The organism is Pseudovibrio sp. Tun.PSC04-5.I4, from assembly GCF_900104145.1.
In the GTDB taxonomy this organism is placed as follows: domain Bacteria; phylum Pseudomonadota; class Alphaproteobacteria; order Rhizobiales; family Stappiaceae; genus Pseudovibrio.
On the sequence record NZ_FNLB01000006.1, the window covers coordinates 2,551,192 to 2,577,198 of the forward strand.

Below are 26,007 nucleotides of genomic sequence, written 5' to 3' on the forward strand. Positions count from 1 at the left end.
CCGCAGCATGGGATATTGGCTAAGACTTGGACTTCCTTTGGTTTTGCGGGTAATCTGCTACGCAAAATTCCATAAAACCCAGCGAGCTGTTTGTGTCTGATTTCTCCATACCTGATTTTGACTTTCCTACACTCGAAAAAGGCTGGGTTTGGCTGGCTGGCGCAGGGCCGGGTGACCCCGGTTTGTTGAGTTTGCATGCTCTTAACGGCCTCCGACAGGCGGATATTATTGTTTACGACGCGTTGGTAGACACTCGTATTCTCAGTTTTGCAAAGCCGGACGCTGAAATTATCTATGCGGGTAAGCGCGGCGGCAAACCCTCTCCCAAACAGCAAGACATTTCGCTCAAACTGGTAGAGCTGGCTCAGGCTGGTAAACGTGTCCTCCGGCTCAAAGGAGGTGATCCCTTCGTATTTGGACGTGGTGGTGAAGAGGCCTTAGCGCTGGTTGATGCCGGTATTCCGTTCCGCATTATTCCCGGAATTACAGCCGGCGTTGGTGGATTGGCCTATGCAGGTATTCCCTCTACCCATCGCGGAATTAATCAGGCGGTTACTTTCCTGACAGGTCATGACCAGAATGGGGTTGCTCCAGACCAGCTGGACTGGGATGCTCTTGCTAAAGGTTCACCGGTGATCGTTATGTACATGGCAATGAAACATCTGGAGCTGATTGCGCAAAAACTGATGAATGGCGGCAGAAACCCAAGTGAGCCAGTCGCTATTATTTGCGATGCGACCCTTGAAACACAGCGTATTCTGGAGGTTACCTTGGGAACTTGCGCATCCGAGGCAGAAGCATCCGAGATGAAGCCACCTGCAATTGTAGTGCTTGGAGAGGTGGTGAATTTGCGATCACAGCTCAACTGGATTGATCAAGTCTCTCAAAACCGAATGACTGAAGCGACAGAGGAACCTGTTTGATGACTATCGCAAAAGGCTTTGTGATTGCGGCTCCTTCATCTGGTGCCGGGAAGACCACGGTTACACTCGCTCTTTTGCGTGCCTTGCGGGAAACGGGCCTGCGCATTGCTTCAGGTAAATCTGGCCCGGACTATATCGACCCGGCATTTCATGAGGCAGCTTCTGGTCGGTCTTGCCTCAATTATGATGCATGGGCCATGTCACTTGCTCAGCTTTCATTGAATGCGACTGAGCAGGAAAAGCATACTGATATTGTGGTGATTGAAGGCGCAATGGGCCTTTATGACGGCGCCGCTGATGGGTCTGGCTCAGTCGCTGAGCTCGCCACACATTTGGGCCTACCCATTATTCTGGTGGTGGATTGCAAATCACAATCCCAATCAGTTGCGGCCTTGGTTCATGGCTTCATGACCTACAAAAGCCCGTCCCATGTTGTTGGCGTTATCCTCAACCGAGTTGGGTCTGAACGACATGAGAGATTGCTCCGGCGGGCGCTCGATCCACTAAGCGTGATTGTTCTTGGGGCATTCTATCGGTCCGATGAGCTCACATTGCCAGAACGACACCTCGGACTAGTGCAAGCTGGCGAGCGAGAAGATCTGGAAACGTTTTTGCAGCATGCTGGCGAAACTGCGAAGAACAGTGTGGACGTCCCAGCATTGCTGAGCCTCGCTCAGATTCTTGCTATTCCTGCGCGTGAAAACAAGGAGCTGACCGGCATAAGCCATTTACCACCGCTAGGTCAGCACATTGCGATTGCAAAGGATATCGCCTTTGCCTTTTGTTATGATCATCTGCTGGATGACTGGCAGCGGCATGGTGCAACACTCTCGTTTTTCTCACCGCTTGCGAATGAAGCTCCGCACGCTGATGCGGAAGCTGTGTTTCTAAGCGGCGGATATCCGGAACTTCATGCTGAAAAGCTTGCCGATGCGAGCCGTTTCAAAGCTGGGATGAAGGCGGCGGCCAGCGCAGGTAAGCTCATTTACGGTGAGTGCGGTGGCTATATGGTTTTGGGTGAAACCCTGATTGATAAGCAGGGTGTTGGTCACGAAATGTTGGGTTTACTGCCTATTGAAACCAGCTTTGCCAAGCGAAAGCTACATTTGGGATACCGGCAACTGAAGCCGACAGAAGCGGCAATCGAGGCCGGTTTGCCTTGGGCCAAGCCTCTCGGCGCTCATGAGTTCCACTATTCAACTGTTACCGCAAAACAAGATGCACCTGCTTTGTTTGAAGCCAAGGATGCCGAGCATACGGACCTTGGTGAAATGGGACACATCAACGGGCGCGCGATGGGATCTTTCGCCCATGTGGTGGCAGAAAGAAGCGAAGAGTGGTGGTCCGCTTCTTCCTGATATCGGGCTTTGTTACACGGAAGCCTTAGCTTTTTTCTTAGGCCGCAGAACGTGAACGTGGTTGGCATCATAGAGCGCGCTGTCGCGGAACTCTTTGCCAGCCTTCAACGCAGGACCAACGAAAATCAATGCCGTGCGGGTGATCTTCGACGCCTTTACCTTCTCGCGAATGGTTGCCAGCGTGCCGTGAATGAAGAACTCATCTGGCCAGCCAACACGATACGCGATGATCACCGGGCAATCCTCACCATAAAGCGGGGCCAACTTGCGGTAGATCTCACCCAGATTCCGAACGCTAAGATGGATCGCGAGCGTTGCACCTGACTTACCGAGCGTTTCCAAATCCTCGCCTTCAGGCATGCCGGAGGATTTCATAGAAGTTCGGGTGACGATGATGGTCTGTGCAACTTCCGGGATAGTAAGCTCAGTTTTCAACGCAGCAGCAGCAGCAGCAAACGCTGGTACACCGGGCGTCACATCATAGTCGATCTCCAGAGCATCCAACCGGCGCATTTGTTCCGCTGTTGCACCGTAGATGGACGGATCACCAGAGTGAACGCGGGCGACATCCAACCCTTGTTTATGCGCTTTTTCCATCTCATCGATGATTTCGCCCAGTGTCATGGATGCCGTATCCATCACCAATGCATCATCTGGCGCTGCTTCAACAATTGCAGGTGGTACCAGTGAACCAGCGTAAAGGCAGACCTTGCACTTCTCGATAAGTTTGAGGCCGCGAACCGTGATGAGTTCCGGATCTCCGGGACCCGCTCCAATAAAATGTACTGTCACGCGTTGGTCTCCGTTTTCATCTGCTTGGCATCAATCTTTTTTGCGTATCCGCGCGGGGTATATACAAAACGAGAGGAATGCCCGTCACCACCAAGTCGGGTTTGGCTACCACCAACAATCACTGTGGTGAGCATATCAACATCATCCACTTTCAGCTCTTTGAGCGTTGTGGTGGAGATGACTTCACTCTCACGGCCAATGTTGCTGCCAAGAACAACCGGGGTATCTGCCGGACGATATTCCAAAAGCTTTTCCCGTGCCCAAGCCAGCTGCGTGCGGCGGCGTTTGGAAACCGGATTGTAAAACCCGATAACAAAGTCGCCAATCGCAGCGCCTTCCAGACGTTGCTGGATTGTTTCCCAAGGGGTCAGCAGATCAGACAGTGAGATGGCGCAGAAATCATGCCCCAGCGGTGCACCAATACGGTTACTGAGCGCGATCATAGCGGAGATACCCGGAGCTGATGCAACCTCAACTTTGCGCGCTGCATCGCTGACACCGCCATTGTTTTGCGGGCGATCCAGCAGTTCAAACACCAAAGCACCCATGGCGTAAACGCCGGAATCACCGGAACAAACCAGCGCAACGTTATGGCCCTGCCCTGCTCGCTCCAGCGCAAAGCGGACGCGCTCTTCTTCCGCGCCCAGTGGGAAGGCGTGACGTTGTTTGCCACGGATGAGAGATGCGACGAGATCAAGGTACAAGCCGTAGCCGACAACTTCATCAGCTTCCGCCAGCCAGCTGGACGCTTCTGGTGTGCGCCAGATTGCCTGACCCGGACCGATGCCGATGACATGTAAGCGTCCGCGTGCTCTGCCGATGCTCTCAGTCAAGACCGGCGCTGGAGCACGGGCAATGGCAACCGTGGCATTTGCTGTTTTATGCTTGGCTAGGACAAGCTCACCGCTTGCACCCACACCTGAAAGAGCAGCGCCTTCGCTGACGCCGTGGCAGCCAACTTCTGCAAACACCACCTCAGATGGGTTTTGCAGGCGGTCTTTCTGTTCGTTCAGCTCATCAGCGGTAAACAGGCGGAGTGGCTTATCGTATTTTGCTGCCAACTGGTTCATGGCAACTTCGTTTGCTTTGAGGTCAATACTCGCAAATGCAGCGACAGACCCAAGAGAGATACCAGTTTGCGCCAGAGACTTCTGAAGCAGATCATCCAACTCGTCCAGGCTACAGCCGCGAGAGCACCCAAGCCCGACAACATGGGTTTGCGGGTGGAATACCAACTTGCTTTCGTTGCCTGTTTCCGCCTGCTCTGTCGTAACGATTTCCAGCATAGCTGTTTCATCCAGTGGCAAGGATGCATTTTCCAGCCACTCAGCTTTGCCGCTGAGTTTCACTGATTTACCCGCAAGCAGGTTCGCCATGAGCGGCTTTGCATCTTTTGGGTTTGCCAGTGTCCAACCGTTTGGCGGGTCATCCAGCGCAACGCCGAAGACACTATCGCCTGCGGTGGTGATCGCTGCATGGCCTTGTAGGATCTCCGCAATTTCATGCGCCAACGCATTAGCACCCCGATGACCGCCAAGTAGAGGAATGACACTGGACCCATCCTCCGAGATAGCAATGACTGGAGGTTCCTTATGCTTTTCAGCAAGGACAGGAGCGAGTGCGCGAATGAGAATACCAGCCGCACAAATGCCAATGATTGGCGTGCCTGACTGGAACAGCGAACGCAGGTGCTCCATCGGTTCAGAGAACGAGAGGTGATGATCTACATTCGGCTTGGATCCGCTTTTAGCATAGCCGTGGATCAAGCTCTCATCCAGAACAGCGGAGATTTTTTGGGCCGTTTTCAGCGCGATTGGGCTGATAATTACGATTGCCGGGGCAACGTCCATGCCTCTTCTCCCTTGTAAACAATAATCATCGAAAAATATGGCGCGGTTTCATTGGGATAATCTGCAAGGCGTGTCACAACCATTTCTGGCAGGGTAGCGCGTTCTACATATCCAGCAGCACCGAGCAAACCGAGTTCTTCCAGCAGAGCTTTGACCCGTGGCAGATGACGCCCAACCTTCATAATCACAAACGCATCTGTCTGCTCGATCATGCGGGTGAGCTTGTCATTATCTGAAGGTCCGGGAATGATCGTCAGCACATCGTTACGCGCTGCCAAGGGCCTTCCCAAAGCTGCTGCGCAGGCGTTGATGGATGAGACGCCCGGTACAACCTCACAAGGAAAATCGCCCTGCAACCGCTCATACAGATACATAAAGGAGCCATAGAGGAACGGGTCGCCCTCACACAGGACAACAACATCCTCGCCAGATTCGAGCTTTGCCGCAATGGTGGCCGCGGCTTGATCGTAGATCTCCTTTGCGGGAAACCGTTCTACCTTCATCGGCATTTCGATGGGTATTTCAATCGTACCTTCAGCGATGTATTGCGAGGCAATGTGCCGTGCAAAGCTGGGCACACCAATTGCTGCCGGATAAGCAATCGTTTTGGCAGAGCAAATAAGCCTATGCGCTTTCAACGTCAAAAGCTCAGGATCTCCGGGTCCAAGACCAACACCATAGAGCGTACCAGTCATAATTTTACCAAGCTCCATTGTGTTACCGGCATCATAGGTCGCCAGCCAGTCAGTCCACCAATTGGGTCCGCTCTGGAAACTGCGATGCGGCACAGTTCGCCGCCATGCTTTTTCCAGCTCTCCGCCAAAACCTGCTCACCTTCCAGCGTCACGGCATTGGCGACCAACCGGCCACCTGAGGGCAGAGCCTCAAAGCACGCTGCTATTATACCTGCTGACGTTAAGCCACCTCCAACAAAAATCGCATCAGGTTGTGGTAGATTTTTGAGAGCATCGGGAGCCTTGCCATCTATGAGCTGGAGGTGCGGCACCCCAAGAGCAGCCGCATTGCCACAAGCAAACGTTCGGCGGGTTTCCAATGGCTCGATACCGATTGCCTTGGTGTCTTTTGCAGCTCGCAACCATTCGATGCCGATTGATCCGCTGCCAGCGCCAACATCCCACAGGAGTTGCCCTGGGATCGGAGCAAGCTTTGCAAGCGTAACGGAGCGGACCTCCTGCTTCGTCATCTTGCCATCATGCCGGAAAGCGGTATCTGGCAATCCGGGAGCGCGAGACAGAACGGGCGTGTTTGCAACCGGCTTGGCTTCAATTGCGACGGTGTTCAGATCCGCAGCTTCGCCAGCATAATCCTCAGCAGTACAGATAGTGACTTTCTCTCGCGGACCGCCGAGATGCTCCAGCACTGTCAAGGAACTTGCTCCATAACCTTCATCAGCCAGAAGGTCTGCAATCTCACCGGGAGCAGAGCCGTTGGAGGTCAACGCGATAATGCGTGCGCCAGGGTAGAGAAACCCACGTAAGGTATCCAAAGGGCGACCGTGCAGGCTTAGCGTTTCTACATTCTGCAGTGGCCAACCGATCCGGCTTGCCGCAAGTGAAAAGGCAGAGAGATGTGGAATGACTTCGATCTCGTCTACACTAAACTTGCGGTGAAGCGTTGCGCCTATGCCGAACCATTGAGGATCGCCAGTCGCCAGCACCACCGTTTTGTGACCTTGGTTTTCTGCGAGTTCCTCAATGCCCTTGGAGAAGGGCGACGGCCAAGCTCTTACAGTGCAATCGGTATTTTGCAGGTTGTCTTTCACCAGTTCGAGGTGGCGAGCGCCGCCGTACACCAGCGTTGCTGAGTTTAAGGCTGATTTGGCTATTGCAGACAGGCCTTCATAGCCGTCCTCACCAATGCCGAGAATAGTGAGCCAAGGTGCTGATTGATCAGTCATGAGATTTTCCTTCAGCTCTTTCCTCGGGCAAACCTGCGGCCATCGCGTTTACAGCTGCTGCGGCAATCGCAGACCCGCCGCGACGCCCACACAGCGTGATGAACGGAATACCGAGTTTGCTCTCGGCAAGAGCCTGCTTGGATTCCGCAGCTCCTACAAAACCAACGGGGAACCCCAGAATTGCAGCAGGTTTAGGCGCACCACTTGCAATCGCTTCCAGCAAATGGAATAGGGCAGTCGGCGCGTTGCCGATAGCTACGACTGCGCCTTCCTGATGCGGCTTCCAGAGTTCAACTGCCGCTGCTGAGCGCGTTGTGCCGAGCTTCTTTGCTAGCTCAGGAACATCAGGCTTGTTCAGCGTGCAAATGACTTCGTTTTCAGCAGGCAGATATTTGCGGATGATGCCATGCGCGACCATCTCCACATCCGTAAGGATGGGAGCGCCCTTTCGCAGAGCCTCATTCGCTGCAAGAACAACATCTGCTGAATATGCAAGATCTTGCGGAATGTCGGGCATTCCGCAAGCATGGATCAGACGAACAGCTACAGGTCTCAAGTCCTGTGGAAGGCATTCCAGATCAGCCTCACCACGCACGATGGAAAAGGACTGCCGATAAATCTCGGCAGGATCCTTAATGTAATCGTAGCGCGTAAGAACTCCGTCGGTTTCTCTCCGGCTCATTCTCAGGCATCATCCTTTAGCGCTGACTTGGGCAGCATAGATTTCGGGCCATGAGGATGGTCTGCATGCGGGTACGGGTGGTGATGATGACCCTGCCCGTGATCAGCGTCATGATGGTGGTGCCCATCAGCATGGTCGTGACTATGCCCATGATCATGCGAATGCGAATGCGAATGTGCATCAGCGCCTTTGCTGTCGCATTCACCGGTGCAGGTAACATCACACAGTTTGCATTCAGCTTCATCGCCCAAGCCTTCCACGTGGTGGTGGTGGCTCTCTTGCGGCAAACCGATTTCAGCTTCAAACCCCAGAACCTGCTCGCGGTATTTGCAGAACTGACAGTTCATGTTGTTGGCGCCTTCGAGGATCTCGTTGACGCGCTCCTGCATGGTATCAATGACCTTCGGATGGTCATTCAGGTAACCCGCTTTGATGAATTCAAAATCCGGGAATCGGGCAGCAACATCATCGACGAAATTGTAAATGCGCTGAACGAGAACACCAGTGAACAGGAAATATGGGAAGACGATAATGCGCTTATATCCAAGCTTTACCGCATGTTCCAAGCCCGGCTCAACCAATGGGAAGGTAACGCCGGAATAGGATGTCTCCGCCCAACCAAAGCCAAAGCCCTCCCACAACATGCGGGTGATTTTTGAGACATTGGAGTTCGCATCTGGATCGGATGCGCCACGGCCAACGACCATGAGCAGGGTATCTTCCGGCTTCACGTCACCACCTGCGGCATCAATCGCTTCCTGAATGCGGGCGCCAGCGGCTTGTACCATGCGCGTGTCGACGGCCAGTTCGCGGCCATATTCAAGCGAGATTTCAGGATGCTTGGCCTGATAGGTGTTCAGCACGGATGGAATATCGTTTTTGGCGTGTCCAGCCGCAAACAACATACCCGGCACTGCCAGAATGCGGTTGCAGCCCTGCTCGCGCAGATTATCCAAACTCGAGTGGATCACCGGGTTTGCGAACTCCAGATAACCGTAGTCAACTGGCAAGTGCGGGAAACGCTCACGCAGGCGCTCTGCAAGGCGGGCAAATTCGCCAACAGCGCCTTTGTTTCGGCTGCCGTGTCCGCAGATCATGACGCCGAGTTTTTCTTCTTGTTTTTTGGTCATTATGCTGGCTCTGCTTCTGCGTCTTCAGGGGAAATGGTGTCTGTACCACGAGCGTCTTCTGGATTGCCGTCCTCAGCGGAGGCAGATCGTTTTCTCGCTCTGGCGGCTATGCCGGCAACAATCGCAGCTCCTGCGATTGCAGCAATACCAACCCAATGGCTATGACCAGCCAATTCTCCCAGGTGCCCTGCATGAGCAAAGGCTGCGGAAGTAGAAAACCCCATGCACCCTAGAGCGAGTGAGAGTTTTATTAGGAAAGACATGTACAATCTCCAATATGCAATTCGGTGGTGATCGCCATTGGGCGAAACACGCAACTCGAATGTCATTTAAGGAGACGTCACAAAGACAAATGATGGACCAACGAAATAAAACACACGCGGTGTATCAGAGACACACAGCTTCACATTACTTCGTCAGACAGCTTCGATTCTGGCCCCCGAATTGGGTCAACCGCCCCCGAAATCCATTTCAGTCCGTCACGGGACGCCGTCCATAGTTTTACGCTGTGCAAGCTAGTTGGCACACCGGGAGAAGGCAAGCCAGTATTTTGCGCAATTGGTCGATACTATAACGGTTTGCAAAGATAAATTACTGAGACTTGAACGAAGTATTTGACTTACGCCTGTATCTGGCATTGCCTAGACAATAAGCCCGCAACAAGTACCCTGTGCAAACTAACAGGCAAATGAACGGGTGCCCCATTTTGTGGAGAATGCGTTATGAAAAAAGAACTTGTCCTCACAGTCGTCGCTGATGATCGCCCTGGTCTTGTTGGTGAGGTCTCAAAAACTGTCGCTGATCACCATGCTAACTGGGTAGATAGTTCTCTCGCACGCCTTGGTGGCCAATTTGCCGGGATTGTCCGTGTGCACGTTGACAAGGAGCGTGTCACAGAGCTTTCCTCAGCACTGCATGAGTTGGAAAAAGCTGGCCTCACAATTGGCATTCATGTTCATAATGAGGGCGGCGCTCCCGACGGGCTACACGCTATTTTACACATTCTTGGGCAGGATCAACCGGGTATGATCAGCCGCGTTTCCAGCGTGCTTGCTGATCTACATGTCAGCATTGAGGCTTTGGACTCGCTGGTTGAGCCGGGCTCGATGAGTGGAGAACTGATGTTCCGCGCCAACGCTCGGGTGGTCATTCCTCCGCAAGTCACTCCTGCTCAGGTCTCTGAAGCACTGGAGAGCATTACTGCTGACTTAATGATTGACGTTGATCTCACAGAAGCAGCGGATATCATCAACTGATCTAGTTTTTGCATCACCTTGCACTCAGATCACTGCCGTTACGGTATGTGTTTTTACTCGATCCCGATTGTGATTTAAGCTAAGCATGACTGTTTGCTTAACTCCAAAGGGAAATCTGATGCAAGGAACTGTTCGGACGGTTACAGCGCTTCGCGGCCATGTTTTGCAATTTTGCGGCGATCCGTTTTGCGATAATCCATCAGATGCATTGGTTGACTGGTCTGATGGGCTGGTCATTACAGAGAACGGCAAAATCACTGCTGTCGGCGATGCTGCTGAGTTGATAAAATCTCTGCCTGAAGGTGCTGTTGTGCACGATCATTCGGGCAAGTTCATTCTGCCCGGTTTCGTCGACTGCCATGTTCACTACCCACAGACAGAAGTTATCGCCTCTTACGGCGCACAGCTGATTGAGTGGCTCAACACCTATACTTTTCCGGCAGAAGCCAAGTTTGGGGATATGGATTATGCACGCCGGGCTGCGGATGTGTATTTGCAGCAGAGCTTTGCCAATGGCATTACCAGCGCGTCCGTTTACTGCACCATCCATCCAGAATCTGTAGATGCTCTGTTTGAGCAAGCGGCCCGCCACAACATGCGTGTTGCTGCTGGTAAGGTGATGATGGATCGCAATGCGCCAGCTAACCTGCGTGATACCGCTCAAAGCGGATATGACCAATCCAAAGCTTTGCTGGAAAAGTGGCATGGCAAAGGACGTGCACTCTATTCCATTACCCCAAGGTTTGCGCCAACTTCTACCCCGGAACAGCTGGAAGCGACAGGTGCGCTTTGGAAGGAACACCCTGAAGCACTTCTGCAAACCCATACCTCAGAAAACCGCCAGGAATTGGAATGGGTGGGTGAGTTGTACCCGGAACACCCCGATTATGTCGGCGTTTATGAGCATTTTGGGCTTTTGGGCAAAGGCAGTGTGCTCGGCCATGGCATTTACTTAAATGACCGGGAAAAGGCACTGCTGCATGAGACTGGAACATCCATCGCGCATTGCCCAACCTCAAACACCTTCATCGGTTCAGGCCTGTTTGATGTGCGCGGTTCGCATTTCACACATCAACCAATTCGCGTTGGGTTGGCTACAGATGTCGGGGGCGGTTCCAGCTTCTCCATGCTGACAACCATGCGTACGGCCTATGAGATTGCGCAGCTGCAGGGGTATTCTCTCCACCCTGTTCAGGCTTATTATCTGGCGACTGTAGGTTCTGCGAAAACACTGTATCAGGACGACAAGATCGGCAACATCAAGGTGGGCATGGAAGCTGACTTTGCGGTGATTGACCCACTCTCCACAGCGTTGATCCGCCACCGGATGTCTTACACTAACACCTTGATTGAGCAGCTGTTCATTCAGATGATCCTTGGTGATGACCGTGCGATTGCGGCGACTTATATCGATGGCAAATGCGTCTTTTCTAAATCAACCTGATCTATTCTGAGCTGGCAAGCCTTCTTGTGTCAGCTCGGATTACCCTTCCCTTTGAGCCACTTCATTTTCTTCCACGACAGGCCCTTTGCCAAAGTAATAATAGCAAAGCAGATAGCAGATCAGTGTCACAATTGTGGCTGCGCCAAACACCAATTCGTAGCTGTGTGTGAAAATGAAGATCGAGCTGGAGATGGACATTCCGATGGTTCCTCCCAGCATCTGCGAGGTGACCATTACACCGCTGGCCTGGCCTCTCTTGTTTAGGCTCACCGTTTCCACCGAGGACTTCATCGATGGAAGGAAGATGAGTGGCATGGAAGCGCCCCATGCCAGCAGCGCAGGAAGCAAAAGCCAATAGTTATTTTCGGAGATAAAGAACGTTAGCCAGAGCATGGAGCTGGAGAGAATAAACATGCCCCACATGGCGGGCGATCTGTTACCAAATTTATCTACATAGATTCCACCCAATCCAGCTGTCACCGTATTCATGATGACTGCCGACATGAGCGCCAAACCAGCTATGAATGGCTCAAATCCTAGTTTTTCCTGAAAATACAACGCACCAAAAATGAACATGGCTATCTTGGAATATTGCGCCTGAAACACCACGAACGCTGCTACTGAAAAGGCCGGTTCTTTAAAAAGGCGCACCTGTATAAGAGGTGCTTCGCGGTGCAGCTCGGTGCGAACGAAGATACACAGCGCCGACACCCCAACAATAAAGGACAGCAGGATTTCGGTGGAGGTCCACCCCCAATCGGGGGCTTGCATGATTGCCAGAACAAAAAAGAACAGGCCAATCAGCAAAGTTATTATGCCACCCCAATCAAACGGAAAATGGGAGAGACTCCGATCTCCACCATGGGCAAACCGCCCCTTTAGAGGGGCAGCTGCTATCACCAGACACACAAGCAGAACCAATGGCGGGTTGATCCAGAATATCCATCGCCACGAAAAGTAGCTGGTGAAGTACCCGCTGACCAGTGGGCCGGATGCGATAAAAACGCAGGCAATGGAGCCGTAAATGCCGAGTGCAAAGCCTCTCCGGCTTGAGGGAAATATGTGAGAGATCATCGTGATAGGGAGCGGAAACATAATCGCAGCACCAATGCCCTGGACTGCGCGTGCACCGATCAAAAAACGACCCGTAGGTGCAAACCCGCAAGCCAGAGATGCCAACCCGAAGATCGTCATTCCGGTGAAAATCAGATAATTGATGTTGACCAGATCTGCGAATTTGCCACCAAGAGCGACAAGAGCCGCGAACATGAGCAGGTAAGAATTTACTACCCAGTGCGCTTGAGTGAGTGTCATGCCAAATTCTTTGGTGATCGTGGGGAGTGCCAGACTAACGACTGTTTCATCAAGCAATGTCAGGCCGAGAATAAAGCTCATTGCGGACAGTAGAACCCAACGATGCAGCACGGTGGGTTCCTGCTCGTCCGCTGATTGTGTTTGTGAACCGTCAGCCATTATATGCTGGCACCTTTTGAAGCCCGACCGGTGTGGCGTGGCTTTTCAGACGGTAATAGCTAGCACATTGGCGGCACAGCACTTAAGAGCGCGCATTTGGACAGGCTTAGCAGAACGCTAAACCCCAAGCGACAATCGGAGTCATCGCTTGGGGTTGTTTCGTCTAGACAGGTGTTTTATTCGCCCAAAGCAAGACCTTCGCGACGTGGATCAACACCGCCCTGAAGGCCATCAGCAGTGATCACAATGCCGTGCAGACCGGAGTTAAGGTCACGGACATTGGTTTTATAGCCCATGGCATCAAGAGCTGGTTGAAGCTTCTCTGCGGCCGTGCCCTTCTCAAGGTCATAGGTGCCGAAGCGGTTGACCAGATGCGGCATGGAGATCGCCTGCTGGATGTTCATGCCCCAATCAAGGTTGGCAACGAGCGCTGTGGCCACGTAGCCAATGATCCGGCTTCCACCCGGAGATCCAACAACCACAACCGGTTTGTCATCCTTCATGACGATTGTTGGAGACATGGAGGAGCGAGGGCGTTTGCCCGGCTCAACACGGTTGGCAATCGGTACGCCGTCCTTATGTGTCCGAAAGGAGAAATCCGTCAGCTCGTTGTTGAGCAGGAAGCCATTGGTCATCAAGCGGGATCCAAAGCCATTCTCGATTGTTGTGGTCATGGAGACAGCATTGCCGTCCGCATCAACGATGGAGAAGTGACTGGTGGATGGAAGCTCAATGCTTTCATCATCAGCCAGCAGCATGGCATGATCCCAAGTTGGATTACCCGGTGCAACCTTGTCTTTTGGCAGAGCCTTATCACCGTTCAACAGCTTCGCGCGTTCCTGCAAATAAGCAGGTGCAACAAGGCCTTTGGTTGGCATTGGAACGTAATCACTGTCCGCCATGTAACGTCCACGATCCGCAAACGCGAGACGGGAAGCATCCCCAATCAAACGCCAAACGTTTGGATCACCGGCATTCATGGAGGGAAGGTCGTAGCTGTTCAACTGGCCGAGGATTTGGCCAACTGTGAGTGCACCAGAGGACGGTGGACCCATGCCGCAAATCTCAAAGGAGCGGTACTCTGCGCAAACAGCAACCCTTTCCTTGACATTGTAAGCTGCTAGATCTTCCAGAGCCAACTTGCCCGGATTGCCCTTGGCTGATTGCACCGTTTCAACGATAGAGGCTGCGATATCGCCGGAATAGAACGCATCTGCCCCCCCTTTGGAAATGGCTGTCAGAGTTGCGGCGTATTCAGGGTTCTTCAGCAGATGCCCGACCTGAAGAGGTTTGCCGTCTGGCAGGAAGTAGTTCTTTGTGGTTTCAAAACGAGATAAACGCTCCTGATCTTTGGTGATCAACGCATTCAAACGTGGAGAAACTTCAAACCCTTCCATCGCGACTTTAATTGCGGGCGCGACCAGATCAGCCCATGGAAGAGAGCCAAGCTTTGCGTGGGTATCGAACAGCAACCTTACTGTGCCCGGCGTACCAACGGAAAGGCCCCCAACAACAGCATTGTAGAATTTTAGCGGCTCACCATCAGCGTTCTGGAACAGCTCAGGTGTTGCTGCTGCTGGCGCTGTTTCTCGACCGTCGAATGTGGTGAGTTTACCCTTGTCTGCATCATAATAGACGAGGAAAGCACCGCCGCCCACACCTGAGGATTGAGGCTCAACCAAGCCGAGCATCAATTGCACTGCAACCATTGCATCAATGGCGTTGCCGCCTGCTTTCAATACCTCAAAGCCAGCTTTTGAAGCATGAGGGTTTGCGGCAACCACCATGAACTTCTCAGCCGTGACCATTTTCTGGTCGGAAATTCCGCTCGCCATTTCCGGGGCAACACTATCCGCTGCCTCCTGCGCCTGCACAGGCAAAGCAAGCCCCGCTGCCAAAACGGCAGAGACCCAAATATATTTCATAAATTTCCCTCCTGAAGCCGGCGTCCCCACACCAGCTAAATTGTTTCGCCTAAATCACTTTCTTTCTTCAATGCAAAATTCAGTATTCCACGCACATGTTCGTAAGTGCTGTCTATGACGGGTGCAGAGACATCGTCCTGCCCAATCAACAAACCCAATTCGGTCCCGCCCAGAATAACACTATCGGCGCCACGGCTCTGTGCTTTTCTTATTATCTGTAAAAGCGAACGGCGGGAATCCTCGTTAATCTGCCCCCGACATAACTCATTATAAGCAATATCATGAACGACGGCCTGCCCACCATTATCGGGCACAATAACCGAGATTCCGTGATATTCCTGCAATCGCCTTATGTAAAAATCCTGCTCCATAATATAACGGGTGGCAAGCAAAAGTGGTTTTTTGCGCTTCGCCTTTTTTACGGCATTTGCAGTTGTTTCAGCAATATGAATGAACGGGACAGTCAGCTCTTCCTGAATATAGGACGCGACTTTATGCATTGTGTTCGCACTGATCACAATACACTCTGCACCGGCACCTTCTAATCTTTGTGCCGCCTGTTTGAGCAACTTACCGGCTTCTTCCCACTCTCCACGAGCTTGAAGAAACTCAATCCTTGCAAAATCAAAGGACCATATAATCATCTCGGCGGAGTGTAATCCACCAAGCTGCAGGCGCGTCTGCTGATTCAGCAATCTATAATAAGCTGCAGTGCTCTCCCAGCTCATGCCTCCCAACAAGCCAATTGTTTTCATGTTTTCCTCGACTTACGTGTACTCGTCGTAGGGTCCATAGTCGCAAATTGAATTGATGAAGAGAAGGTTGTTTTTTGTGCATTTGAGCTGGGAGACCGAATTAAGGTACCGTGCAGGTGATGTCTTCACCTTCCTTAGCTTCACAACATGCCCAATCGGTATACTCACCTGTACACGCTTCGCCGCCTACAGATCGCCGATTGCATAGACGATCTGTTTGAAAAGTATACCGGTCATCCTCATCAATATCAGTGAATCGATGAACTGGTCCTTTAGGGGCATCCTTGCCGATTGTGACCTGAACCTCGCATAAATTACTATCTGTTGTATCCAGAGTGATGGAAGTCGCACTCGCCTTTTGACTAAGCGTTAAAGCTAGGAAAAGAGCCGCGAACATGAGAATACCGAACCAGAGGGAACGTTTGAAACACAGAGTCATTCTTTCACCTTTTAGTAATTATCTATTAAAATTGAATATTGTTTATCTATTCAACTTCAAAGTGAAGTTAGCCCCTCCAAGTAAACTTGAAGATCAAGGTGACCTGTGGATTTTCATAAGATTACAACGAAGTAATTTTGGTAGGATTTATTTCCATCGTGTCATAAAACTACCTGGGTCAATTCCCAGTGCATTAATGCCACGCGCAGCAATTTCTTTGAGCATTGTTTCGATATTTTCCGAATGTGCATAAAATGGAGGCACTGGAGGTGCAATAATTGCGCCCATGCGAGTCACTTTGAGCATCGCTTCCAGATGCCCTTCATGCAGCGGGGTCTCCCGTGGAACGAGAACCAATTTACGCCTTTCCTTTAACGCAACATCGGCAGCACGGGCCAAAAGATTATCAGAGAACGAATAAGCGACGCTGGAAAGAGTCCGCATTGAGCATGGTGTGATGATCATTCCATCGGCATGGAACGATCCACTTGCAATTGCGGCTGTCATTTCGTTTGGTGCGTAAGTTACAGAGGCAAGCGCTGTGAGCTGCTGTATGCCATCCTTACCCAGTTCATGCTGAACGGATGCGACCGCACCTTTTGAGTGCACCAAATGTGTTTCGACGCCAAGCTCTTTCAAAATCTTCAGCGTTTGAAGAGCCAGCATGGCACCAGATGCACCGGATACGCCCACAATGATGCGCTTATTCATAAACTCTACTCACTTCCAACTCACGGGTTTGGATCATCAGCTTTGCTGGTAGCATCTTTGGGTTGATCTTTGGTCTGTTTTTCTGGCAATCCACCCGGGAATAATTCATCCCATCGATCCTCGACCTTCTGGGTCAGATCTTTCGGCATGTGCATGACTTCCGGCCAATCACTGCGTGTTTCAGAGCCGATTTTGGTTGTTGCATCGATGCCGAGTTTTCCGCCCAAGCCTTCCAAACCAGAAGCGAAATCCAGCGTATCAACTGGTGTGCGGTCCAAGACAACCAGATCGCGTGACGGGTCCATGCGCGTTGCAACGGCCCACATCACATCGCTCCAACTGCGGCAGTCGATATCTTCATCCACCGTGATGATAAGCTTTGTCATAGTGAATTGAGGTAGAAGCGACCACATGCCCATCATGACGCGGCGCGCTTGCCCCGGATAACTCTTTTTGATCTTCAAAACTGCAATGCGATAGGAACACGCCTCTGGTGGCAACCACAGGTCAACAACCTCAGGAATCTGCTGCTTCAGGAGTGGGAGGAAAACATCGTTCATGGTCGCAGAAAGAACAGCGGGTTCATCAGGCGCTCTGCCAGTAAAGGTGCTCATGTAAACTGGGTCCTTACGGGCTCGGATGCCCGATACTTTGAATAGTGGAAACTGGTCTGGATCGTTGTAATAGCCGGTGTGGTCTCCAAAGGGACCTTCTTCAGCTGTCTCAACAGGCTCAGCAAAGCCTTCCAACACGATCTCCGAGGAAGCAGGTACGTGCAGGTCAACATGCTTACAGGGGATCAACTCTGGTCTGCCACCGGACAACACGCCAGCGATCATCAGTTCACTCACATCGGATGGCGTGGGAATAACCGCAGACAGGATTGTTGCCGGGTCTGCACCGATCACAACAGCAACTGGCATTCGCTCGCCACGCGCCTGCCAAAGCCGGTGATGAGCCGCACCTCCACGCATCGACAGCCACCGCAAAATAGCTTTGTCTTTTCCGATGACCTGAGCCCGGTAGATACCCAGATTGTATTGAGAGGGATCATCCTTACCCGGAGGGCGGGTTATTACGATACCCCAGGTGATCAGTGGCCCCGCGTCATTTGGCCAGCAGGTCTGGACGGGAAGTTGCTCTAGGTCGACAGGCATATCAATGAGCGGTGAAGAACGCAGGCGTTTTGGCCGTGCAGCCCATGCAGCTTTTGCGACCGGAAGAGCATCAATAAAACCTTGGAGGCCTTTGGGTGGTTGCGGAGACCGCAGGTAGGCTAACAACTCACCTAAAGCTGGCAGCTCTTCTGGTGTGCAGCCAAGCCCAAGGGCAACCCGCTCCCGTGTCCCAAAGATATTGGTCACCAGCGGCATCTTGCTTTGCTGACCAGTTCCGCAGGTTACACTGTTGAATTGCAGTGCCGGACCGCTCTGTTCAATGACCTGACGATGAATTTCAGTGACTTCTAAATGAGCAGAAACAGGGGCAGAAACCTGAACAAGATCCCTTTTATCCTCCAAAGCTCTTAAAAAACTTGAGAGTGTCTCGAATTTCTTTTCGGACCGCCAATACATGCAACTACCAGATTACTTGGGCAAACATGGGATCAGTTCACCGAACAATACACATTTGGAGGTTGAAGTGCCTCCGGTCCTTGACCTTCATCAATGATGATGACCGCAAGGCTTAATAGGAGAGGATACTAACCAGTGGAGAATAAAGTATGCTCTTTAAACCGGAACGAGGTCTCTTTCCTCCTGCTCTGCAAAAAGCTCTCGGCATTTTGCCAGCTCCTCCGCTTGGCTCTACTCTGACACGCGCAGTCCGCAATCTCGCTCACAGACGTCCCGATCTCTTTGAGCGGTTGGACATTTATAAGCGTAGGCACTTCATCATTGATCCAATCGACCTTCCACATGTGTTTCGCCTTATCCCAAACGGCGAACATGCGACTGTTGAAATGTTCAAGCGTAAGGATGCTCCTGAAGGTGCAGCCCGGATCTCTGGTCCACTCATTATTTTGCTTGGGCTGGTCGATGGAACCTATGATGGTGATGCAGTGTTTTTCACACGCGACCTCGTCATTGAAGGCGATACGGACGCTGTTCTGGCGCTTCGCAATACGATGGAAGAAGCAGATCTCTCTCCAGCTGAGTTTTTGGGCTTCAATGGCCGCACCCGTGAACTCGTGGACGGGGCTACGAACAAGACATTAGATCATATGCGCCGATTGCTCGACGCACCAACCGCCACGACCTGATTGCTGCTGCAGGGTGCTTGCATCCTACGCCGACGACGTGGTCCCCTCTGTTATTTCCAGGAAGGTGTTTTATGCTTGGACAGCGCAACGATAATAATCCATCGCTGGAGCTTGTATGCCCAGCCGGTACACCAGCTGCTCTTAAAGCCGCTGCAGAAGCAGGTGCGCACAGCATCTATTGCGGCCTGCGCAATGAAACGAACGCCCGTAACTTTCCCGGCTTAAACTTCTCTGAAAAAGAGCTGAATGCCGGTGTCCGCCTCGCCCATAAACATGGCTCGCACGTTCTTGTTGCGGTCAATACGTTTGCTCGGGCAGGTGACACTCAAATCTGGAAGCGTGCAGTCGATGCCGTAAGCGCATCCGGGGCTGATGCCATTATTGCGGCTGATATTGCCGTTTTGGATTACGCAAAAGAAAAACATCCAGACCTTCGCTTGCACTTGTCTGTTCAGGCAGCAGCAGCAACGCCAGAGTCCATCAGCTTCTATCAGGATACATTTGGCGTGCAGCGTGTGGTTCTGCCACGCGTGATGTCGGTTGAGGAAATCGCGAAGCTGCATAAAGAGGTCACCGTCGAGACTGAAGTGTTTGTGTTTGGCGGTCTTTGTGTGATGACGGAAGGCCGATGTGCTCTTTCTTCTTATGCAACGGGCAAGTCTCCAAACTTGACTGGCGTCTGTTCTCCTCCTGCAGATGTTTCCTACGACGAAGATGGAAGCAATCTGTACGCTCGCTTGGGCGGCTTCACTATTGATGGATTTGGTAAAGGTGAAACTGCCGGTTACCCAACCTTGTGTAAAGGCCGCTTTAAAGCAGAGGGCGAAACCTCTTACTTGTTTGAAGATCCTGTCAGCCTGAATGCTGCAAGCTTGTTGCCTCGCCTTCAGAAAGCTGGCGTGACTGCTGTGAAAATTGAAGGTCGTCAACGCGGTAAAGCTTACATCTCTCAGGTGGTTAAAGCCTTCCGCTCCGCTGTGGACGCGCTGGATGAAGGCCGCAACGCAGAAGCAGAAGTCTCAGCCATGTTGAGCGCAATGACCGAAGGTGGACGCGAAACCACCGGCGCTTACAAGAAAATCTGGAGATAAGGACCGATTATGAGCAAGATTGAACTTTCCATTGGTCCCAACTTCTTCAACTGGCCAAACGACAAACTCGTCGATTTTTATGCCCGCATTGCTGATGAAGCGCCTGTTGAGCGCGTTTACATTGGCGAAGTGATTTGCGGCAAACGTATGCCGTTTAACGACAAGGTTTGGCCCGATATTTATGAGCGTCTCATAGACGCTGGCAAAACCGTTGTGTTTTCAACGATGGCGTTACCGGTAACAGTTCGGGACCGTAAATCTATCGCTGCGCTTTCTGAAGATGCTGATCTTGTCGAAGCCAATGATATTGCTGGGGTTCACAGACGGTCTGGGCAGCCTTTTGTCGGTGGCCCCTTCCTCAATATCTACAACGAGGAAACTGCCAAGATTCTCGTGAACCTTGGTATGGAAACATTCTGCCCGCCGGTTGAATTGCAGCTCAAATTTGTCGAGACAATCGCCAAGGCCCTTCCGGACCTGACCATCGAGCTGTTCGCGTTTGGCCGTCTTCCTCTGGCTGTTTCCGGGCGTTGTTATCATGCGCGTGCGCACAAGTTGCACAAAGATAACTGCCAATTTATCTGTGATCGTGATCCAGATGGTATGGACGTGACGACGCTGGATGATCAGAAATTCCTGTCAGCGAACGGTATTCAAACCCTATCTCACAGTGTGCAAGCTGTTACACTCAATCGAGATGAATTGCTGAGCAAAGGCATTGGCCGACTTCGCCTTTCTCCTCATGACATCGACATGATCGCAATTGCGGAAATCTTCCGCGATCTTGCCGATGGTAAGATTGATGGTTCTGAGGCAGAAGCTCGTTTGCAAGCTCAGTCTCTGCCCGGCGCTTTGGCAAATGGGTATCTTACCGGAAAGCCGGGTCACCTCTGGCAAGCTGATTAAGTTATTTGAGAGTTCAAAGAGTGCGGGGCTTCGGTTCCGCATTTTTCTTGTTATGCGTGCTTTGCCCGAAAATCGGGGCTCCTTTTCAGGAGGACGGCTTAGGAAAGAACGGTTGAGCTCATCACTTCAAGGATCACCTTGCGCAGTTCTTCTGCTGCCGTGATGCGCAGGTTCCTTTGCATTTCGACTGCGTCTTCCACTCGGCCTGCACGGATTATTTCCAGCAGATCCCAATGATCCCGGCTGGAGTTGGCTGGCATACCACGTTTTTTCAGCAGGAGATTTCGTGCGCGCTGCGAGCGGTCCCAAAGCTGGACAAATACCTTTTTCAGGTGCCCATTGCCGCTAAAGTCGATGACATTTTCGTGGAACTTTTTATCCGCAGCAGCCCAAACTTCCAAATCACCTCGCTCAAGTGACAAGTCCATCAGAACAACTGAATCTTCCAGTGTCTGAAGTTCCCTCGACTTTGCAGGTTTTTCAGTAAGCTTACGAACTGCAAGACTTTCAATTACCTCAAGTATCTCATAGATCTCTGAGATATCCTGAACGGTAACGGGAAGAACGCGCATACCCTGCCGCGGGCGCATTTCCACCAACCCATCCTTCTGCAGCATCAACATGGCTTCGCGCACTGGCGTACGGCTCATCTCCAACTGGGTAGCAGCTTCCTGCTCGAGAATCTGCGCGCCCGGTGCGAGCTGGTTCTCAAGGATTGCTTGCTTCAGCTTTCTGTAAGCTATGGCCACGTTTGAATTTGTTGAGCGCATGTCCGAAGGTGAGTTAGAGCCAAGATGCTTCCCCTCTAACATTCTGTCTTCAAATTGTCGATATTACCGTAACGTGAATATTAGTCGCGCTGCACATATAATCGTTACTTCGCCTATATGTATCAGTGGCTTCACGCATCATTCCTGTTTTGTGAAGAAATACTCAACTCTTTGGCAGTTGTGGGTTATCAACTCTGCCACCACACAACAGCGTAATAGACAAATATGTATCTGGTGATTTTACCGATGGCGACCAGAACAAAAAAGGTCATGAACTTCATTTTCAGGGTGCCAGCGATAACCGTGAGTGGGTCACCTATAATTGGAACCCACGCCAGCAGCATGGATGCCTGACCATAGCGTTTAAACCAGCTGACCGCCTTCTTATATTGACGTTCTTTGATCGGGAACCATGAGCGATCTTTGTAGTGCACCAGAAACCGACCACAGTACCAATTAAACACGGAACCCGCGATATTGCCCAGCGATGCAGCAGTTACCAGAATAAAGGGATCCCATCCTCCCACCAAAAGCAAACCACTTAAGGCAGCTTCGGATGATCCTGGGGCCAATGTGGCAGCTAAAAAAGAAAACGCAAACAAGCCACCATAAACACCAAGAGCCACAAGCATCTGAAGAAAAGCTCCATATTCCTTGAGAGGGATTATTCCGCCACCTGTTGAGCCCCCCTCCTATTGCAGGTTATGAAAGGAACACACAACTGGCTGTATCTAATGACAACCAGTTCGGAAATAAGGCATTCCTATTAGTTCTGGGGGAGAACATGGATAAGCAACAGAAAATCAACGTTGTTGACATGCATACGGGCGGGGAGCCCATGCGCATTGTGACAGGTGGCTATCCTGAGATTCCCGGCGATAGCATTTTGGCCAAGCGGCGTTACACACGAGATAACCTCGATCATCTACGTCATTTTCTGATGTTCGAGCCACGCGGCCATTTTGATATGTACGGCGCTGTTCTGGTTGAAGCCTCTCTTCCGGATGCACACTTTGGAGTGCTCTTCATTCACAATGAAGGCTACAGCACCATGTGTGGTCACGCGGTTATTGCACTGGGGCGTTATGCCATTGACCACGGTTTGGTTGAAGCAGTGTCTCCAGTCACTGAGGTGCGCATTGAGTGCCCATGCGGACTGGTTGTCGCCTCTGTAGAGGTGGAAAATGGTGTTGCGGGCGCCGTCTCGTTCCACTCCGTGCCTGCTTTCCTACATTCGCGTGATGTGACTGTGGATGTGAAAGGCCTTGGCGAGCTGACGGTGGACGTTTCCTATGGTGGTGCGTTCTACGGTTTGGCTCCTGCATCTGCTTTTGGTCTTGATGTTCAAAAATCGTGTTGTCGGGATCTTGTTGATGCAGCCAATGCTGTGAGCGATGCCATTCGGGCTGCTGTTACGCTGCACCATCCTGATGATGCAGATCTTGCTTTCTTGTACGGCACAATTCTAACGGATGGCAAAGACGCCTTCAGCGGTGATGCCACTGCAAACATTTGCGTTTTCGCTGACAGTCAGGTGGACCGTAGTCCTACTGGGTCCGGCGTCACAGCACGATTGGCAGCGCAAGCAGCCAAGGGCCTTATCGCCAAAGGCCAGACCCGCCGCTTTGAAAGCTTGATCTCCACCAGCTTTGAAGGAACTTATCTGAAGGATACCAAGTGCGGACCGCATGATGCAATCATCGCGCAGATTTCCGGGAAAGCACATTACAGCGGGGAAGCGACCTTCTGGCGTGAAAAAGATGATCCTGTTGGTAACGGCTTCCTCCTCAGGTAACTCTCTGTCGGTTTTCCAGTTTCCATCAAGTCTCTAGAAAAAGCAGGTTCCTCTTCTGTCACCAGATGCGGGACCTGCAATAGTCTATTTGGTTACTCGACACCGTTTTATAAAACACACGTATTTCAATAGGATAACCGAGAAATTTCGGTGACTAGCAATCGGGAAAGGTCAGCCATGTCCGTTGATCCTAAACATTTTCTACGCAGCTTGTTTGATGCTGCAATTGCATCTGCACAATCGGAAAAGTGTATCCCGAAATTTCTGCCGGAACCGCCAAAAGGCCGTCTTGTTGTTATTGGAGCAGGCAAAGCCTCAGCTGCTATGGCTCGCACCGTTGAAGACCATTGGCAGGGAGATCTGGAAGGCCTTGTGATCACCAGATACGGCTACACCGTGCCATGTAATACCATCGAGATTGTAGAGGCGGCTCATCCAGTGCCAGATCAAGCAGGCCTTGATGGTGCCAAGCGGATACTGGATCTTGTCTCCGGTCTTACAGAGGACGACACAGTTCTTTGCCTAATCTCGGGCGGTGGCTCTTCTCTTCTTCCTATGCCGTTTGGCAGCCTGTCTCTGGAAGATAAGCAGGCTATTAACAAAGCGCTGCTTCGATGTGGTGCAACGATCAGTGAGATGAACTGTGTTCGTCGCCACCTATCGCAGATTAAGGGCGGGCGTTTAGCAGCGGCTTGTCATCCTGCGAAAGTTGTCAATCTGCTCATTTCTGATGTGCCGGGTGATGATCCAATCAACATCGCCTCAGGCCCAACCGTTCCAGACCCGACCACCTGCGCGGATGCCTTGGCTATTGTGGAGTGTTACAGGATCGCACTTCCACCTACAGCACTGGAAATTCTGACAGCTGGTGAAGGCGAAACACCTGATGTGGATGATATCCGACTTAGCACCGTTGAAACGCATATGATTGCGACGCCGCAACTCGCGCTAGAAGCTGCGGCAAAGCTTTGTGAGGAACAGGGAATTCCGGCTTACATACTGGGAGATAGCATTGAGGGAGAAGCCTGCGATGTTGGTGTGGTGATGGCGGGTCTGGCAAAACAGGTTGCCTTGCGCGGACAACCATTCAAAGCGCCTTGCGTCCTCCTCTCAGGAGGCGAAACCACTGTCACTCTTAAAGGTAATGGGCGCGGAGGCCGCAATGTGGAATTTCTGCTATCTCTCGCCATTGCGCTGGATGGCCAGGAGGGCGTTTTTGCACTTGCCGGTGATACAGACGGAGTTGATGGGATTGAGGAAATCGCAGGTGCCTACTGTGATGCTTCCACTCTTGAGCGAGCATGGCGTCAGGGCATCAATCCGCGGCTTTCTCTTGCAAACAATGATGGGCATGGTTTTTTTGGAGCGTTGGGTGATGGCATCATCACCGGGCCAACACTGACAAACGTGAATGATTTCCGAGCGATCTTTATCAAAGAGATTTAGGCTCGAGCGTTCATATAGTCCGCCAGATCGTTCAGGGTTCTGGACGAATTCGACCTTCTTTGGCATAATGCCAGCATGCTTGATACACTCAGTGACATCCTCACCCGCCTTTCAGTCAAAGGCACGCTTTACTTCCGCACTTCCTTTTCTGTGCCGTGGGGCGTTGCTGTGCCCGCCTATGAGAACGTGGCTCGGTTCCACTTTGCGCATCGTGGCGACTGCATGGTACGGATTAAGGAGAGCGGTGAGAAAGTCCTGTTGGCGCAGGGAGACCTGCTGATCATCCCTCACGGGGCTGCACATGATCTTTATTGTGGGCGCTCTGACCAAGAAGTCATTCTTCCGCTGGACCGCGTTCTAGAGCTTTCCGGCTACAATGGCGAGGGTGTTCTGGTTTATGGCGGGGAGCAGGATGAACGTGAGACGCAACTCATCTGCGGTCACATCTCGCTTGCACCGAATGCGCGCCATCTCATTTTTGATCAACTGCCCAGCTACATTCACATTGCCAATTACGGAGAAACCGCCGGACGCTGGATGGAATCCACGTTGCGATTGATTGGGGACGAAACCGGCGGCACGCGGCTTGGCGGGGATCTCATAGCCCTAAAAATGACCGAGGTCTTGTTTGCTCAAGCCTTGCGCACTTTTATTGAGCGTGACGGTGAAAAGCATATTGGCCTCGCCGGGTTTGCTGATCCGCAATTGGGCCGTGCACTTAATGCTTTCCATAAGGCTCCCTCACGGGATTGGAGCGTTGAAGGCTTGGCGCGCGAGGCTGGACTTTCCAGAACCGGGTTTGCAACACAGTTTTCCAGCAAGATGGGCCTAACGCCTATGCAGTATCTCACCAGTTGGCGTATGCAAATTGCTCAGCAGGGGCTGGTTGACGAACACATGAGCGTTTCAGAAGTAGCTTCCCTTACCGGATATGCCTCTGAATCGGCCTTTACGCGGGTCTTCAAAAAAGAAGTAGGCATCACACCTGCAGCTTATCGCAGCGCTCATTGAGTATTTTTAGCCTAATCGTTTCGATTGCTGAACGATCTGCGTATTATCCTGAACGACCTGAAATTGAGGAAT

25 protein-coding genes are annotated in these 26,007 nt (G+C 51.8%); 10 read left to right on the plus strand and 15 right to left on the minus strand.

From position 1 onward, the window contains the following. Positions 1-92 precede the first annotated feature (92 nt). Both cobA and BLS62_RS17115 read left to right on the plus strand, forming a co-directional pair. Entirely contained in the window at positions 93-923 is an 831-nt protein-coding gene (cobA, locus tag BLS62_RS17110) for a uroporphyrinogen-III C-methyltransferase (protein ID WP_093183128.1), read from the plus strand. Continuing rightward, a complete protein-coding gene (locus BLS62_RS17115) occupies positions 923-2,281 on the plus strand; it encodes a cobyrinate a,c-diamide synthase (protein ID WP_093183130.1) in 1,359 nt (452 codons plus the stop codon). Before cobA ends, BLS62_RS17115 begins: the two co-directional genes overlap by 1 nt. Before the next feature lie 12 nt (positions 2,282-2,293). Here the strand turns inward: BLS62_RS17115 and cobM are convergent, their stop codons facing one another. From cobM to BLS62_RS17150, 7 genes are read right to left on the minus strand one after another with little or no spacing between them, the layout of a single operon-like run. Continuing rightward, positions 2,294-3,073, minus strand: coding sequence for a precorrin-4 C(11)-methyltransferase (cobM, locus tag BLS62_RS17120; protein WP_093183132.1), 780 nt, complete (start codon positions 3,071-3,073; stop codon positions 2,294-2,296). Beyond that, positions 3,070-4,923, minus strand: a complete 1,854-nt coding sequence (cobJ, locus tag BLS62_RS17125) for a precorrin-3B C(17)-methyltransferase (RefSeq protein ID WP_093183134.1) — start codon at positions 4,921-4,923, stop codon at positions 3,070-3,072. The genes cobM and cobJ overlap by 4 nt, the downstream gene beginning before the upstream one ends. Continuing rightward, entirely contained in the window at positions 4,899-5,618 is a 720-nt protein-coding gene (gene cobI, locus BLS62_RS17130; protein ID WP_208990919.1) for a precorrin-2 C(20)-methyltransferase, read from the minus strand. The genes cobJ and cobI overlap by 25 nt, the downstream gene beginning before the upstream one ends. Next, the gene (gene cbiE, locus BLS62_RS17135; protein ID WP_093183139.1) at positions 5,615-6,841 is read right to left on the minus strand and encodes a precorrin-6y C5,15-methyltransferase (decarboxylating) subunit CbiE; all 1,227 of its coding nucleotides are present in this window, start codon (positions 6,839-6,841) and stop codon (positions 5,615-5,617) included. Before cbiE ends, cobI begins: the two co-directional genes overlap by 4 nt. Further along, on the minus strand, positions 6,834-7,523 hold the full coding sequence (locus BLS62_RS17140) for a precorrin-8X methylmutase (RefSeq protein ID WP_093183143.1): 690 nt from the start codon (positions 7,521-7,523) through the stop codon (positions 6,834-6,836). The genes cbiE and BLS62_RS17140 overlap by 8 nt, the downstream gene beginning before the upstream one ends. 2 nt (positions 7,524-7,525) lie before the next feature. Continuing rightward, complete coding sequence (locus BLS62_RS17145) at positions 7,526-8,653, minus strand: sirohydrochlorin chelatase (RefSeq protein WP_093183146.1); 1,128 nt, start codon at positions 8,651-8,653, stop codon at positions 7,526-7,528. Further along, positions 8,653-8,916: a DUF6732 family protein gene (locus tag BLS62_RS17150; RefSeq protein WP_093183149.1), complete on the minus strand. Its 264-nt coding sequence runs from the start codon at positions 8,914-8,916 to the stop codon at positions 8,653-8,655. The genes BLS62_RS17145 and BLS62_RS17150 overlap by 1 nt, the downstream gene beginning before the upstream one ends. 459 nt (positions 8,917-9,375) lie before the next feature. Here BLS62_RS17150 and BLS62_RS17155 point away from each other — a divergent pair, with 459 nt between their 5' ends. Both BLS62_RS17155 and guaD read left to right on the plus strand, forming a co-directional pair. Continuing rightward, positions 9,376-9,909, plus strand: coding sequence for a glycine cleavage system transcriptional repressor (locus BLS62_RS17155; RefSeq protein ID WP_093183152.1), 534 nt, complete (start codon positions 9,376-9,378; stop codon positions 9,907-9,909). A gap of 118 nt (positions 9,910-10,027) precedes the next feature. Then, the gene (guaD, locus tag BLS62_RS17160; protein ID WP_093183158.1) at positions 10,028-11,353 is read left to right on the plus strand and encodes a guanine deaminase; all 1,326 of its coding nucleotides are present in this window, start codon (positions 10,028-10,030) and stop codon (positions 11,351-11,353) included. A 39-nt stretch (positions 11,354-11,392) separates the two neighbouring features. On the opposite strand, the gene BLS62_RS17165 is transcribed toward guaD, so the two are convergent. From BLS62_RS17165 to BLS62_RS17190, 6 genes are all read right to left on the minus strand, one after another. Next, on the minus strand, positions 11,393-12,826 hold the full coding sequence (locus tag BLS62_RS17165) for an MFS transporter (protein ID WP_208990920.1): 1,434 nt from the start codon (positions 12,824-12,826) through the stop codon (positions 11,393-11,395). 176 nt (positions 12,827-13,002) lie between these two features. After that, entirely contained in the window at positions 13,003-14,751 is a 1,749-nt protein-coding gene (ggt, locus tag BLS62_RS17170) for a gamma-glutamyltransferase (protein WP_093183161.1), read from the minus strand. Between the two features lie 35 nt (positions 14,752-14,786). Continuing rightward, positions 14,787-15,506, minus strand: a complete 720-nt coding sequence (locus BLS62_RS17175; protein WP_093183164.1) for an aspartate/glutamate racemase family protein — start codon at positions 15,504-15,506, stop codon at positions 14,787-14,789. Between the two features lie 100 nt (positions 15,507-15,606). Then, entirely contained in the window at positions 15,607-15,945 is a 339-nt protein-coding gene (locus BLS62_RS17180; RefSeq protein WP_200798533.1) for a hypothetical protein, read from the minus strand. Between the two features lie 147 nt (positions 15,946-16,092). Next, a complete protein-coding gene (locus BLS62_RS17185) occupies positions 16,093-16,656 on the minus strand; it encodes a UbiX family flavin prenyltransferase (protein ID WP_093183167.1) in 564 nt (187 codons plus the stop codon). Between the two features lie 20 nt (positions 16,657-16,676). After that, positions 16,677-18,230: a UbiD family decarboxylase gene (locus tag BLS62_RS17190; protein WP_093183170.1), complete on the minus strand. Its 1,554-nt coding sequence runs from the start codon at positions 18,228-18,230 to the stop codon at positions 16,677-16,679. Positions 18,231-18,379: 149 nt separating this feature from the next. On the opposite strand from BLS62_RS17190, the gene BLS62_RS17195 reads away from it, so the two are divergent. The 3 genes from BLS62_RS17195 (at position 18,380) to BLS62_RS17205 (ending at position 20,913) form a co-directional block, all read left to right on the plus strand. Then, complete coding sequence (locus tag BLS62_RS17195) at positions 18,380-18,916, plus strand: ubiquinone anaerobic biosynthesis accessory factor UbiT (protein WP_093183173.1); 537 nt, start codon at positions 18,380-18,382, stop codon at positions 18,914-18,916. 71 nt (positions 18,917-18,987) lie between these two features. Then, positions 18,988-20,007 (plus strand): ubiquinone anaerobic biosynthesis protein UbiU, encoded by a 1,020-nt coding sequence (locus tag BLS62_RS17200; RefSeq protein WP_093183176.1) that lies wholly within the window; start codon positions 18,988-18,990, stop codon positions 20,005-20,007. A 9-nt stretch (positions 20,008-20,016) separates the two neighbouring features. Then, positions 20,017-20,913 (plus strand): ubiquinone anaerobic biosynthesis protein UbiV, encoded by an 897-nt coding sequence (locus tag BLS62_RS17205; protein WP_093183180.1) that lies wholly within the window; start codon positions 20,017-20,019, stop codon positions 20,911-20,913. 98 nt (positions 20,914-21,011) lie between these two features. On the opposite strand, the gene BLS62_RS17210 is transcribed toward BLS62_RS17205, so the two are convergent. Further along, the gene (locus tag BLS62_RS17210; RefSeq protein WP_208990921.1) at positions 21,012-21,725 is read right to left on the minus strand and encodes a GntR family transcriptional regulator; all 714 of its coding nucleotides are present in this window, start codon (positions 21,723-21,725) and stop codon (positions 21,012-21,014) included. 146 nt (positions 21,726-21,871) lie between these two features. Continuing rightward, a complete protein-coding gene (locus tag BLS62_RS17215) occupies positions 21,872-22,315 on the minus strand; it encodes a YqaA family protein (RefSeq protein WP_093183183.1) in 444 nt (147 codons plus the stop codon). A 152-nt stretch (positions 22,316-22,467) separates the two neighbouring features. On the opposite strand from BLS62_RS17215, the gene BLS62_RS17220 reads away from it, so the two are divergent. From BLS62_RS17220 to BLS62_RS17230, 3 genes are all read left to right on the plus strand, one after another. Further along, the gene (locus BLS62_RS17220) at positions 22,468-23,478 is read left to right on the plus strand and encodes a proline racemase family protein (RefSeq protein ID WP_093183186.1); all 1,011 of its coding nucleotides are present in this window, start codon (positions 22,468-22,470) and stop codon (positions 23,476-23,478) included. Positions 23,479-23,655: 177 nt separating this feature from the next. Then, positions 23,656-24,924, plus strand: coding sequence for a glycerate kinase type-2 family protein (locus tag BLS62_RS17225; RefSeq protein WP_093183189.1), 1,269 nt, complete (start codon positions 23,656-23,658; stop codon positions 24,922-24,924). 75 nt (positions 24,925-24,999) lie between these two features. Beyond that, positions 25,000-25,935, plus strand: a complete 936-nt coding sequence (locus BLS62_RS17230; RefSeq protein WP_093183192.1) for an AraC family transcriptional regulator — start codon at positions 25,000-25,002, stop codon at positions 25,933-25,935. Positions 25,936-26,007 lie beyond the last annotated feature (72 nt).